We start from the raw sequence: 13,955 nt of genomic DNA, 5'->3' as shown, positions 1-13,955 counted from the left end.
TTTTTTATAACATTAATAATTTATTAACTAGAAATTTAATAGGACTTGGGATATTTTTATTGCCTAAAAGATTTTTACCAAGTCAAATCTTTTTGTTAAGTAGTAAGAAATTGTGAACTTAGAAAAAATTAAAAAACTTAAAAAGCAAATTAAAATAAAAATTTTAATAAGAAAAATAGGGCTGGCAAGTAAAGTTATTGTAAAAATGGCGACTTAAATGGTATTATAGAGAAAGGTGATATTATGAAAAAAACTTTAATGGCTCTTGGCCTTAGCGGTCTTTTAATTTTATCTGGCTGCAAGAACCAGGGAGCAAACAATATAAAAAATGAAAACACAAATTCAAATGAAAGTGTGGCATCTCTTGAAGTCAACAAGGATGGGGACAAGCAAGAGATTGAATTCTACGACACTTTTGACACTGTGATCCACATTGCAATTTACACTGACGACGATGACTTTGCCAAGGAAAATTTGACCTATGCCAAGGAAAGATACCAAGACCTCCACAAGCTTTTTGACAACTACAAGAACTATGATGGTCTTGTGAATTTAAAGACAGTTAACGATGAAGCTGGTGTAAAGCCAGTGGTGGTTGATGATGTTTTATTTGACCTAATAAAAACTTCTGTTGATGACTACAAAAATATATCTCACAACACAAATGTTGCCCTTGGACCTGTTACAAAACTTTGGAATGAATATAGGGACCTTTACGAAGGAGGAAAGACTAAGGAAGAAGTCATTGCCCTAAAGGGACAAGCCCTTCCAAGTGATGAAGAGCTGGAAAAACTACGTCCACTTACAAACATTGATAATGTAAAATTAGATGAAGGGGAAAAATCTGTCTACCTTGAAGAGGGAATGGAACTAGACCTTGGTGCCACTGCCAAGGGTTATGCTACAGAACTTGTGGCCCAAGAACTTCGTGAAAGGGGAGTTACTTCTTGCGTAATTTCTGCTGGTGGAAATGTGAGAATTATTGGCAAGCCAACAGATGGCAGAGAAAACTTTAGGATTGGAATCCAAAACCCAGATCTAGAAAGCCCTGAACAAGTTTTGACGACTTTAAATGTTGCCAACACTTCTATTGTCACAAGTGGTGACTACCAAAGGTACTTTGACCTTGACGGTGTGAGATACTGTCACATCATTGACCCAGACACTCTAAAGCCAGCTCATGAAATTAAATCTGTGACTGTAATCAAGGATGACTCTGGACTTTGTGACTTCTTGTCAACTGCTGCCTTTAATTCCACTGATGATGAAATAAGAGATTTGGCAGAGAAATCTGATGCAGGAATTGTTTGGGTGGACAAGGACATGAAGATGATGGCATCAGAAAATGCGGAAAAATATTTGGATAAATAGGAGTTATTATGAGGAATAATACTCGCGGCTTAATTTTTCACATCTTAATAGTCTTTATAGTCTTCGCCATAGCTAGCCTTATTAATTTGTCTAGCCAGGTAAGGGGACTTGTATATGGGAACCTTGCTTTCAAGGTTATTTTGGTGGGACTTATTCTTATCCTATATTTTAACTTTGGCAAGGGACTCTCCAAGAAGAATGCCAGGAGCTTGGACTTCTTTGCAGGTAATTTGATTTGGCTAATTGGCCTAATCTTATTTGCCTTTGCCTTTGTTGGCCTGGGCAAGGAAGTCTTCTCAAGGTCAGTAGGTGGATCCTATTGGAAGTTTCCACTAGAATTTTTCTTGATGCCCCAAGTTTACGCTATTAAGGTTTTGGGAATATCTTACAACCCCCTAAGCCTTTTTATTTCAACCCTTATACCTGGCTTTATCTATGGGATTTCAATTAAAATCTCAAGAGCCAAGATGATAAGAAGAAATAGGGCGAGAATGAGAAGAAGATAGGAGGATCTATGACAGGAAAATTTTATAAATACGACATGGAAGAACTCTATGAACTTACAGTAAAGAGATTAGAGGACTTTGGAATAGAATTAGTAGAAATTGCGAAACTCGTGCAAGAATTGCAGGGAGATTATATTGTGGACTTGAGTCTGGAAAGGTGCCTTGAAAGTGTGGAGAGTGTTGTTATGAAGAGGGAATCTATCCACGCAATCTTAACAGGACTTGCCCTTGACGACTTGGCCAATGAAGGCAAGCTACCTGAACCCCTCTTGTCAATTATAAGAGATGACGAAGGCCTTTATGGGATTGACGAAATCCTTACTCTTGGAATTGTGAATATGTATGGGACAATTGGTCTTACTAACTTTGGTTACCTAGATAAGAAAAAAATTGGCATAATCAAGGAATTAGACGAAAAGAAAAAAGTAGAAAGAGTGACTACTTTTGCCGACGACTTGGTGGCAGCTATTGCTGCGGCAGCCTGTGCAAGAGTAGCCCATCAAAATAAAGAATAAATTTATAGATTAGAATTAAATAATTATAAAATGCGGAAGGTCTTATTGTCATAATCAATGAGTCCTTCTTTTTTTAGTTTTGAAAGCTCACGAGAAAGTGACGAACGATTTAAATTTAAAAATTGTGCCAGCTCGCTAATATTAAAATCAATTTCAAAATATTTTGACTTCCTCTTGCGGGCTTCATTGGATAAAAAGTATAAAATCTTTGCACGAGTAGATGGAAGGCTAAGAAGGTTTAGCTTGTCACGCATGAATAAATTCTTACCTGCCAAGATCTTTATGAGATTGTCTTGGACCTTTACAAGTGAAGACGACCCAGATGACTTGTAGGCCTTGTAGTCAAATAAGATGACTTCTGAATCCTCTGTTGCTACAACAGATAGGGGAATCTCTTCCACATCTTTTATAAGTACAGACTCGGCAAAGAGGGCTGGGCCTCTTAACTTGGAAAGAAGAGTCTTGTTGCCAAAGACGTCTTCTATGGATAGGTCCACTTGACCCCTTAATAAAATCCCAAAATAATTTATGGGGTCTCCTGTATTAAAAATTATTTCCTTGGACTTGTAAGTCTTCGCGCTTGATAAAAATTTTTTTATTTCCATTAGTTCATTATCATCAAGACCCTTAAATAGGGCCAGATTTTTTAAAATTTCAATGTCTTTCATTTCCCACCTCTACTATATTTTAGCATTATTAACATAATTATCATAAATTAATTATAATGATTGAAGAAGTGATTGTTAAATGATAAACTATCTTTATAGAGTGATGAGGAGGATATATGAAAGTTACTATTTGCATGGGTGCGAGATGCACTCTTATGGGAGCTAATGCTATTTATGACGCAGTAGAGTACTTACAAGATCATTTGTGCGGACCAGAGTCCGAACTATGTTCTGCAGAAAATTTAGAAGTTGAATTTGCACATTGTCTAAACTATTGCAAGATTCACAATAACGAAGCATCACCAGTTGTCATAGTAGACGACGAGATAATGCTAAAGGCTACTGCACAAGAAGTTAGTGCTAAAATAATTGATAAACTAAGAATATAAGTAATAAGGGGAAGCGATGAAAGAAATTTATGGAACACTTGTCGACATCAGAAGAAAAGTTTTTGCTGAAGTTGCAAGAATTGCCTATAATGATTTAGATATTTCTGCCCTAGAAGAATCCAGCTACAAGATTGTACCTGGCGAAGTGGCAAAATACAGATCTGATATCTTTAGAGAAAGGGCAGTTGTCGACGAAAGACTTAGACTAGCAATGGGGCTAGATGTTAGAGAGATTGGCGTATTTAAAAATGTGACTGACGGTTTTGACAAGGTTGATATCGATACAAATGCCTACGAAAAACCACTAATAAATGTTATAAAGTTTGGTTGCGAAGCTTGTCCAACTAAGGCTTTTTATACAACAGATAATTGCAGAAAGTGTCTTGCACACCCTTGTATAAATGTTTGTCCTGTAAATGCCATTTCTATGGGTAAAGATAGAACTATTATTGATAAAGATAAATGTGTTAGGTGTGGAAGATGTAAAGAAGCATGTCCATATTCAGCAATTGTAAAATACGAAAGACCATGTGCTGCTGCTTGTGGGGTAGATGCCATTTCATCAGACGAATATGGCAGGGCAGAAATCGACCATGATAAGTGTGTTGCTTGTGGAAGATGTATAGCAGAATGTCCTTTTGGAGCAATATCTGACAAGACACAAATCTTCCAACTTATAAAGGCAATAAAATCAGGAAAGAAAGTTTACGGAGCCATAGCACCATCCTACATAGGACAATTTGGTGCCAACACAAGTGCCAAACAAATAATAGAAGCAATAAAACAACTTGGCTTTGAAGATGTATTAGAAGTTGCTCTTGGAGCAGACCTTACAACACTTCACGAAGCCAAAGAATATCTAGAAAGAGTGCCAGAAGACATTCCATTTATGGGTACAAGCTGCTGCTTCTCATGGACACTAATGATAAAAAATGAATTCCCAGAATTCTTTGAACAAGTATCAGACTCAGGTTCACCAATGAGATACACAGCCAACCACATAAAGGCTAAAGATCCAGATGCAGTAGTAGTATTCATTGGACCTTGTACATCAAAGAAACTTGAAGCCCTAGATACAAAGGTAAAATCAGACGTAGACTTTGTAATAACTTTTGAAGAACTAATGGGAATGTTCGTAGCTAAGAACATTGAACCATCTGAAATAGAAGTAGAAGAAAACGTAGATGATGGATCTGCCCTTGGTAGAGGTTACCCAATAGCAGGTGGCGTTGCCGAATCTGTAAAGGTAGTGGCAGAAAAGCTTTCACCAGACAAAGACATCCACATCCAAGGAGCTCATACCCTTGCAGAATGTAAGAAGATGTTAAAAATCGCCAAGGCAGGCAAGCTTGATGGCTACCTACTAGAAGGTATGGCATGCCCTGGTGGGTGTGTAGCAGGTGTGGGAACAATAGCTTCTGTAAATAGAGTTAAGAAGCAAATCGAAAAATTCAAGAAAGAGTCAGCTTATCCAACTCCACTTGAAAATATCCACATCGAAAAAGAAAGAGAAAGTATTTAATAAAAATCCCCATAAATATTGACAAATAAGACTCTATAGTCTAAAATATGTGTCATGTTTAAAAAGCCCCGGAATAATTTTTAAACAATTTAGGAGGAAAATTCATTGAAAAGCTACATGGCTAAAGCAAATGAAGTTGAAAGAAAATGGTATGTTATCGACGCTGAAGGAAAAGTCCTTGGTAGATTAGCATCAGAAATCGCAAGTGTATTAAGAGGAAAGAGAAAACCTATCTTTACACCACATGTGGACTGTGGAGACTTTGTTATTGTAATTAACGCTGACAAGGTTGTATTGACAGGCAATAAATTACATCAAAAAATTCACGCATATCATACTGGATACCCAGGTGGAAGAAAAGAAGTTTCATATGCTGAAATGATGGAAAAGAGACCAGAAAAAGTTATCGAACTAGCAGTTAAGGGAATGCTTCCTAAAAACAGACTAGGCAGAAAGATGATCAAAAAATTTAAAGTTTACACTGGTAACGAACATCCACACGCAGCACAAGCACCTGAAGTTTATGAATTTTAATTGGAGGTAAGAATGGAAACTATACAATACAGAGGTACTGGAAGAAGAAAAAAATCCATCGCCCAAGTTAGACTTCTACCTGGCAATGGAAAATTTATTATCAACGGTAAAGATATCGAAGAATATTTTAACTACGAAACACTAAGAATAGTTGCAAAAGAACCACTAGAACTTACAGAAACAGAAGCATCTTTCGATGTTATCGTAAAAGTTATCGGTGGTGGATACTCAGGACAAGCAGGAGCTGTTAGACACGGCGTTGCAAGAGCTCTACTAGAAGTAGACCCTGAATACAGATCAGTTCTTAAAAAAGCAGGATATCTAACAAGAGATCCAAGAATGAAGGAAAGAAAGAAATACGGTCTTAAAAAGGCTAGAAAATCTCCTCAATTCTCAAAAAGATAATATTATATCATTTTACAAGAGCCCTTGCGAAAGGGTTCTTATTTTTTTTAAAATTTCTTTATATGTTTTTAGACGGAAACCATCTTCAGAAAATCGAAATATAAGAACTTCGATTTGTAGCAAATGTCTGCTCTTACTTTAACATCATTTACAAAGTTATAAATTTTTATGAAGCTATAAGTTTTTAAAAAGTCGTGAAGTCCTATGAGTTTATAATTTTTTATAATGTCGTAAAATTTTATAAAGTTGTAAAAGCTTATGAAGTTGTAATAATTTATGAATTAGTAAATAATTATAAACTTGCAAAACTATATTAAGTAATAATAAATTATAAAAATTTTTAGGGACCCTTGGAAGTCCTTATTTTTATTGACTAATTCTTCATACATTACTTCTACACTTTAGTTTGTATTTGTTGTATAATATCTAAAACTAAAAGGGAGGAAGTTATGAAAAAGTTCAAAAGAATTTTAGTTGCTAATCGTGGAGAGATTGCCATTAGAATTTTCAGGGCAGCAAGAGAAATGGGGATTCGCTCAGTTGCCATCTATTCTGAAGAGGACAGGCTGGCTCTTTTTAGGACAAAGGCCGACGAGTCTTACGAGATTGGCAAGGGGAAGTCGCCTCTTGACGCCTATCTTGATATTGATGAAATAATTAGTCTTGCAAAGAAAAAGGGTGTTGATGCTATCCACCCTGGCTACGGATTTTTATCAGAAAATCCTGAATTCGCAAGAAAGTGCAGGGAAGAAGGAATTACTTTTATTGGACCTAGTCCAGAAGTTATGGAAAAGCTTGGGGACAAGATCACTTCAAAGATTGTTGCAAAGGAAGCAGGTGTTGCCACTATTCCTGGAATTGAGAAGCCAATTCGAAATGAAGATGAAGCTCTTCTCTTCGCCAAGTCTTGTGGATATCCTGTAATGATTAAGGCTGCTGCTGGCGGTGGCGGTAGGGGAATGAGAATTGCCCAGAGCCAAGAGGAACTTTTGGAAAAATTCCAATCTGCTAAGAATGAAGCGAAAAAGGCTTTTGGCGACGACTCCATGTTTATTGAAAAATACCTTCACAAGCCAAAGCACATTGAAGTGCAAATTTTGGGAGACGAACATGGGAATGTAGTCCACCTTTATGAAAGGGACTGCTCCATCCAAAGACGCCACCAAAAGGTAATTGAATACACTCCAGCCTTTTCTCTTCCAGTAGAGCTTAGGGAAGAAATTTGCCAAGATGCCCTAAAGATTGCAAGGTCTATTGGCTATTCCAACGCTGGTACTGTGGAATTTTTAGTTGACTCCAAGGGCGACCACTACTTTATTGAGGTAAACCCAAGGGTCCAAGTTGAACACACTGTAACAGAAATGTGCACTGATATAGATATTGTTCAGTCACAAATATTGGTTGCCATGGGCTACAGGCTTGACAGCGAAGAAATTGGAATCAGTGGCCAAGATGCCATTGACCACAGGGGATTTTCTATCCAATGTCGTGTGACAACAGAAGACCCTCTCAACAACTTTATGCCAGACACTGGGCAAATTAATTTGTACAGGTCATCTTCAGGCTTTGGAGTAAGGCTTGACGGGGGCAACGGCTTTACTGGTGCAGTTATTTCCCCTTATTATGACTCTCTTCTTGTCAAGGTAATTACTGAAGCAAGGACTTGGAAGGACACTATAAGAAAGGCCAAGAGATCTCTTTCTGAATTAAAGGTTGGTGGAGTTAAGACTAACATCGGATTCTTGTTAAATGTTTTAAATACAAGGGAATTTGAAGAGGGAACTTGCGACACAGGTTTTATTGAGGAACATCCAGAATTATTTGAAATTAAATCTTCAAAGGACAAGGAACTTAGGCTCATGAAGATTATTGGAGAGAGGGTTGTCAACGACACTAAGGCCCTTGAGAAAAACTTTGATGTCCCACAAGTTCCAGAATTTGAAAAGAAGGACTTCAAGGGTTACAAGCAAATTTTTGACGAACTTGGACCTGATGGAATTAAGGACCATATCTTAAAGGAAAAGAAGCTACTTTTAACTGATACCACTATGCGTGACGCCCATCAATCACTTATGGCCACAAGGATGAGGACTATTGACCTAGTGAAGATTGCTGAGGCTTTAAACTACAACATGGACAATTTATTTTCTGTGGAAATGTGGGGCGGGGCAACTTTTGATGTTGCTTATAGGTTCCTCCATGAAGATCCATGGGAAAGACTTAGGATTCTTCGTGAAAAAATGCCAAATATGCTCTTACAAATGCTAATTCGTGGCAACAACACAGTTGGTTATAAAAATTATCCAGACAATGTTGTTGTAAAATTTATAAAAGAATCTGCTAAAAATGGTGTTGACCTATTTAGGGTTTTCGATTCACTTAACTGGCTAGATGGAATGAAACTCTCCATAGATCAAGTCCTTGAAAATGGAAAAATTGCAGAAGCTACAATGTGCTACACAGGGGATATCCTTGACGAGTACAGGAACAAGTATTCTATTAAATACTATGTTGACTTTGCCAAGGAACTTGAAAGGACTGGGGCACAAATTCTTGGAATCAAGGATATGTCTGGACTTTTAAAACCTTATGCAGCCAAGAAGTTAATCAAAAACCTAAAGGAAGAAGTGGGACTTCCAATCCACCTTCACACTCACGACACAACTGGCAATGGTGTTGCAACAATCCTTCAGGCAACAGAAGCAGGAGTTGATATTGTGGATACAGCAGTTAACTCCATGAGTGGACTCACTTCACAACCTGCCCTAAATTCAGTTGTGGCTGCACTTAAAAATACAGAAAGGGACACAGAAATTGACCTAGACAAAGCAGAGGATATTTCAAAATATTGGACTGCAGTTAGGCCAGTTTATGCAAACTTTGAATCTGATTTGAAGTCAGGAACTACAGAAATTTATAAGTACGAAATTCCTGGTGGTCAATATTCAAACTTAAAGCCACAAGTTGAATCCTTTGGACTTGGTCACAAGTTTAAGGACGTAAAGGAAATGTACAAGCGTGTCAACGAAATGGTGGGAGACATTGTAAAGGTAACTCCTTCATCAAAAATGGTTGGGGACTTTGCCATATTTATGGTGCAAAATGAACTCACTCCAGAAAATATCTTGGATAAGGGCAAGAACCTAGACTATCCAGATTCTGTCATGACTTACTTTAAGGGAATGATGGGGCAACCTTATGGAGGCTTCCCTAAGGACCTACAAGAAATGATTCTAAAGGGAGAAAAGGCAATAACCAAAAGACCTGGAGAACTCCTTGAAGATGAAGACTTTGATGAAATTAAAAAGCACTTGGAAGAAAAGGGAATTAAGCCAAGTGAAGAAGATATAATTTCTTCTGCCCTATATCCAAAAGTTTTTGATGACTATATTGACTATATAAAGGAAAATGGTGAGGTCACAAGAATAGGCTCAGACGTCTTCTTCCACGGCCTAATGGAAGGTGAGTCCACAGAAATTTCTCTTGAAGAAGGTAAGACTTTGATCGTAACTTTAATTGAAGTTGGAAAGTTATTAGAAGACGGAACAAGAAACCTAACTTTTGAAATAAATGGCTCAAGAAGAACTATTAACATTAAGGACGAAACTGTTAAGTCAGGGGAAAACTTTGGGGAAGAAAAAATTTATGCAGATCCAAAAAATGAAAAAGAAGTTGGCTCTTCTATCCCAGGCAAGATTGTAAAAGTCCTTGTGGCTGAAGGCGACGAGGTTAAAAAGGGAGACAGCCTCTTTATTGCTGAGGCCATGAAGATGGAAACAAATATTGTCGCAAATATTGACGGAAAGGTAAAAGACATCACAGTAAGAGAAGGCGACATGGTGGAAAGTGGCCAGCTACTAATGTATTTTGAATAAAAACTTTATCCTGGGGTAATTTATTAATAAGATTTGAGATTTATAAAGGAAGTGTGAAATGAAAAAGTTATACAGGTCAAGAGACGACAGGGTTCTTGCAGGAGTTTGCGGCGGGATTGCAAAATATCTTGGCGTTGACTCAACTATTGTGAGGATTATAGCTTTTCTCTTAATTGTTCCAGGAGGTCTTAGCATTTGGGCTTACATCGCCCTTGCTATTATTATTCCCAACGAACCCTACGGAAGGATAGAAGGATCCTACGGAGAAAAGTATTCTGATCCCTTCAAGGATAGCTACGACAATTATAGGGAAGAGTACGAAAGACAAAATAATAAAGACGAAGATTTTTATTGAGAAGGAGGTCCTGAGGGGCCTCTTTTTTATTGGACATGAGTAAATAAATATTTCTGTATAAAGTCCCCATTACTTGATACAATATTGTCGAGGTGTTTTAATTGATTAGTCTTGAAGGTCTTGTGGAAAAAATAATTTTTAGAAATGATGAGAACGGCTACACTGTTGCAAAAATAAATTCAAGTGACGGCGACCTTGTAGTTGTTGGTTCAGCCACAATTTTCAAAGAAAACTTAAAATACAAATTTACTGGAGACTTCACCTACCACAACAAGTACGGAGAACAGTTTGCCTTCACAGACCTTGAAGAAGTCATGCCCGAAGGTGAAGCTGCCATTGTATCTTACCTTTCTTCTGCAATGATTCCCCATGTTGGAGAGAAAATGGCAGAGAGGATTGTAGATGAATTTAAGGAAGAGACTCTTGACGTAATTGAAAATCGTCCTGAAAAGCTCCTTTCTATTAAGGGGATTGGTCGAAAAAAATACGGGGACATCAAGGAAGCTCTCGACAAACAGTATGCCATGAGAAAGATTTTCCTTCACTTCTCAAAGTACAATCTTCCTGCCTCAGTGATTTTAAAAATTTACAAGGAATATGGGGACGAGTCCATAGACCTTGTAATGAAAAATCCCTACGACCTGATTGGAAGAGTGAGGGGACTTGGTTTTAAGAAGGCAGATGAAATTGCAGAGTCCATTGGTATTGAAAAAGATTCTGACTTTAGAAGGCTGGCAGGACTGAAGTACGCCCTTATGCTTGCCAATAGGGACGGCCACACTTACCTTCCACTTGACAAGTTGATCAAGGCTGGAGAAAGAATTCTTGGGACGAAGTTTGAAGATCCCGATGAAGTAGCCAGGACTCTTACCCTTGAGAAAAACTTTTTTGTTGAGAGGGATGGAGAAAACTACAACTGCTACATAGCCAGATACTTGGCTGCAGAAAATTATGTTGCAGGAAAGCTTAATGATTTAAATATTTCCTTTGATGAAAAATTTGATATTGATAAAAAAATCAGGAGGACGGAAAAGTTTAGGAAGATTGAACTTTCTAAAACTCAGAGAAGGGCTGTCAAGGACGCAATTAATAAGGGGGTCTTTGTCATAACTGGGGGACCGGGAACTGGTAAGACAACTACCCTTAAGGTCTTAATAGATATTTTTGAGTCCATGGATAAGGATATAAAGCTTGCTGCTCCCACAGGAAGGGCTGCCAAGAGGATGAAAGAGCAGACGGGAAGAGATGCCTTTACAATCCACAAGCTACTTGAAATTGGTTTTGGTGGCGACTTTGCCAACGTAGAAGAACTTGAGTGCGACGTATTAATCCTCGATGAAGTTTCCATGGTTGATATTCTTTTGATGGAAACCCTCTTAAAGTCCATTGAAAGTCCAACTCGTTTGATCTTAGTTGGGGACAAGGACCAACTTCCATCTGTTGGGGCAGGCAATGTCTTGGCAGATATTTTGGAGTCTGGTGTCATTGAGTCAGTTAACCTTGAAGAAATTTTTAGGCAGTCGGAAGAATCTATGATTGTAAAAAATGCTCACCTAATAAACAAGGGAGATATGCCAGTTTTAAATCTCGGTGACTTTTTTATGATTTCTGAAAGGGGAGAGGCCAAGGGGCTAGAAATTATCAAGGACCTTGTTAAGACTAGGCTGCCAAATTATTTTAACGTCAGCCAGTCAGATGTCCAAGTCTTAACGCCAACTAAGAAGGGGGTACATGGGACAGAAAATTTAAATCTCGCCCTCCAAGACCACCTAAATGATAGTGATGAATTTATAGAAGTCCTTGGGAAGAAATTTAAGTTGGGCGACAGGGTTTTACAGACAAAAAATAATTATGAATTGGAATCCAAGGTTGAAAATGAATTTTATGAAGACAAGCAAAAGGGAGTTTTCAATGGCGACCTTGGTTATATTTCAAAAATTGACAAGGAAAACAAGAAGGTCACAGTTGTCTTTGAAGACGTGAGAAGTGTTGAGTATAATTCTGATAATCTCGACGAGCTTGCACTTGCCTATGCAATGACCATCCACAAGTCCCAAGGAAGTGAGTTTCCCGTAGTTGTCATCCCCATTTATAGGGCTGCTCCAATGCTTTTGACGAGAAATTTGATTTACACAGCAATAACTAGGGCGTCAAAGGCCGTTGTCCTTGTGGGAATAAGCGACTATCTTGTGAAGATGATTGAAAACAACAAGACCCGCAAGAGGTATTCTAATCTTGCAAAGAAGTTGAGGGACCAAGATGAAATTAAAAGAGGATAAGTGCCCCTTGTGTGGGAGAAAAGTTGAAGAATATGGACTTTGCCATGAGTGCCTTGGCTTAATTAATAGGGAACCAGCCTACTATTATGACATTGAGGGCCTCGATGATCTAATAGTTTGTTCTACTTATTCTGGAATAATGAGAAGGCTCATAATAGATTTTAAATTCAAGGGGAAGGTCTCCTATGGGGAGATAATTGCTGAAATAATGACAGAGAAGATTTTGGATAAAAATTTAAATAAAGAAGTCATAACTTTTGTCCCTATGCACAAAAATAAGGAAGGGGAAAGGGGCTACAACCAATCTAAACTTTTGGCAGAAAAAATTGCAGGAAACTTAGACTTATCCTGCCAAGATATCTTTGAAAAGCTAAGAGACACCAAATTTCAGGTTGGTTTAAAGAAGTTAGACCGTGAAGAGAATCTACGAGATGCCTTTAAAGTAAAATCTTATGCAGAAGAGATAATTATTGTTGACGATGTAATAACTACTGGGGCAACTATTGCTGAACTTACGAAAATTGCAAAAGAAGCAGGCATAAAAAAAAGTGACTGCACTAATTGCAGCCACAGAAATAGCTTAGTCTTGTAAATTTTTTAGCATTGAGTCGTGCCTTGGCCAGTTGTTAAGACTCTTGAAGTTCTTCATAGAATAGAGAGTAGCATTTATCTCTGCCCCAACTAAAATAATTGTTGATAGGAGATAGAGCCAAACTAAAAACACTATAATACCTCCAAGAGATCCATAAGTTATGGAATATTTTCCAAAGTTTGACACATAAAAACTAAAGCCTGCCGATGCTATTATAAGACCAAAGGTTGAAAAAATAGAACCTGGCAAGACACTCTTAAAGCTAATCATATTTTCCCTGGACTTTGATGGAGAAAATTTGTACAAGAGGACAAAAGTTATTAACATATAAAGAAGTGGAATTGCATTTTTGGCAATTGACCAGACCTTGTCGAAAAATTCATTTTCTATTCCCAGATAGGACATGATATTTACATATATAATTTGTCCAAATATTTGTGTAAGGACAAGAAGAAAAATCATAAGAATTAGTGCCACTGTGAAGAAAAGGGCCATTAGCCTTTGGGCTACAAAACCCCTTGATTCTTCGAAGCCATAGGATTGATTTATTATTTTCATGAGCTTAAAGACTGCTGTTGATGCAGTGAAAAGACCTAGGACAAAGGAAATTGTGAAGAAAGACCCAGATGATGACATGTGGAGTTCGTTTAAAAAGTTTGTCACAATTTCTTGGATGTCACTGGGAAGGACATCTAGAAGTCCATAAATATATTCTGGATCAAGTATCCCCGAAAAGTTAATCGCGTTGATTAAAGAAATTAAAAAGGGGAATATTGATAAGACTAAAAAATAGGTAAGACTTCCTCCATAAGAGAGGGTGTCGTGGTCCAGGATCCTGTAAATTAGCTTGTCAAAAAAAGTAAAGACCTTATTGTCTTTGATCTTATCTATAAAATTATTCATATTTTTCAAACACCTCTTGAGTATTATATAGTAAAAGTCGT

The 13,955-nt window shown here is 37.6% G+C and carries 13 protein-coding genes; 11 read left to right on the top strand and 2 right to left on the bottom strand.

Annotated features, from left to right (window positions below):
- Positions 1-243 precede the first annotated feature (243 nt).
- The 3 genes from DRZ96_RS02730 to DRZ96_RS02720 are packed head-to-tail and all read left to right on the top strand — an operon-like array spanning position 244 to position 2,392.
- A complete protein-coding gene (locus tag DRZ96_RS02730; protein WP_112889488.1) occupies positions 244-1,371 on the top strand; it encodes an FAD:protein FMN transferase in 1,128 nt (375 codons plus the stop codon).
- Between the two features lie 8 nt (positions 1,372-1,379).
- Positions 1,380-1,877, top strand: coding sequence for a hypothetical protein (locus DRZ96_RS02725; RefSeq protein WP_070700572.1), 498 nt, complete (start codon positions 1,380-1,382; stop codon positions 1,875-1,877).
- Positions 1,878-1,885: 8 nt separating this feature from the next.
- Entirely contained in the window at positions 1,886-2,392 is a 507-nt protein-coding gene (locus tag DRZ96_RS02720; protein WP_112889487.1) for a phosphatidylglycerophosphatase A family protein, read from the top strand.
- 23 nt (positions 2,393-2,415) lie between these two features.
- Here the strand turns inward: DRZ96_RS02720 and DRZ96_RS02715 are convergent, their stop codons facing one another.
- Positions 2,416-3,060, bottom strand: coding sequence for a Crp/Fnr family transcriptional regulator (locus DRZ96_RS02715; RefSeq protein WP_112889486.1), 645 nt, complete (start codon positions 3,058-3,060; stop codon positions 2,416-2,418).
- Between the two features lie 116 nt (positions 3,061-3,176).
- On the opposite strand from DRZ96_RS02715, the gene DRZ96_RS02710 reads away from it, so the two are divergent.
- From DRZ96_RS02710 to DRZ96_RS02675, 8 genes are all read left to right on the top strand, one after another.
- On the top strand, positions 3,177-3,449 hold the full coding sequence (locus tag DRZ96_RS02710) for an NAD(P)H-dependent oxidoreductase subunit E (RefSeq protein WP_005957852.1): 273 nt from the start codon (positions 3,177-3,179) through the stop codon (positions 3,447-3,449).
- A gap of 16 nt (positions 3,450-3,465) precedes the next feature.
- Entirely contained in the window at positions 3,466-4,971 is a 1,506-nt protein-coding gene (locus DRZ96_RS02705; RefSeq protein WP_070700563.1) for a 4Fe-4S dicluster domain-containing protein, read from the top strand.
- A gap of 105 nt (positions 4,972-5,076) precedes the next feature.
- Positions 5,077-5,505, top strand: a complete 429-nt coding sequence (gene rplM, locus DRZ96_RS02700) for a 50S ribosomal protein L13 (RefSeq protein WP_112889485.1) — start codon at positions 5,077-5,079, stop codon at positions 5,503-5,505.
- Between the two features lie 12 nt (positions 5,506-5,517).
- Positions 5,518-5,910 (top strand): 30S ribosomal protein S9, encoded by a 393-nt coding sequence (gene rpsI, locus DRZ96_RS02695; protein WP_112889484.1) that lies wholly within the window; start codon positions 5,518-5,520, stop codon positions 5,908-5,910.
- Positions 5,911-6,359: 449 nt separating this feature from the next.
- Positions 6,360-9,785: a pyruvate carboxylase gene (locus DRZ96_RS02690; protein WP_112889483.1), complete on the top strand. Its 3,426-nt coding sequence runs from the start codon at positions 6,360-6,362 to the stop codon at positions 9,783-9,785.
- Between the two features lie 58 nt (positions 9,786-9,843).
- Positions 9,844-10,140 (top strand): PspC domain-containing protein, encoded by a 297-nt coding sequence (locus tag DRZ96_RS02685; RefSeq protein ID WP_112889482.1) that lies wholly within the window; start codon positions 9,844-9,846, stop codon positions 10,138-10,140.
- Positions 10,141-10,241: 101 nt separating this feature from the next.
- Positions 10,242-12,419 carry an SF1B family DNA helicase RecD2 gene (gene recD2, locus DRZ96_RS02680; RefSeq protein WP_112889481.1) on the top strand — a complete coding sequence of 726 codons (2,178 nt, stop codon included), beginning with the start codon at positions 10,242-10,244 and terminating at the stop codon, positions 12,417-12,419.
- Positions 12,400-13,011: a ComF family protein gene (locus DRZ96_RS02675; RefSeq protein ID WP_236587215.1), complete on the top strand. Its 612-nt coding sequence runs from the start codon at positions 12,400-12,402 to the stop codon at positions 13,009-13,011. Before recD2 ends, DRZ96_RS02675 begins: the two co-directional genes overlap by 20 nt.
- Here the strand turns inward: DRZ96_RS02675 and DRZ96_RS02670 are convergent.
- The gene (locus tag DRZ96_RS02670) at positions 13,000-13,914 is read right to left on the bottom strand and encodes a YihY/virulence factor BrkB family protein (protein ID WP_112890564.1); all 915 of its coding nucleotides are present in this window, start codon (positions 13,912-13,914) and stop codon (positions 13,000-13,002) included. The two genes, DRZ96_RS02675 and DRZ96_RS02670, sit on opposite strands and share 12 nt — an antisense overlap.
- Between the last annotated feature and the right edge of the window lie 41 nt (positions 13,915-13,955).

Origin of the sequence: Peptoniphilus harei, assembly GCF_900454685.1 — a bacterium.
In the GTDB taxonomy this organism is placed as follows: domain Bacteria; phylum Bacillota; class Clostridia; order Tissierellales; family Peptoniphilaceae; genus Peptoniphilus_A; species Peptoniphilus_A harei.
Note: the sequence above shows the minus strand (reverse complement) of the source record. Positions and strands in the feature narration are given on the sequence as shown.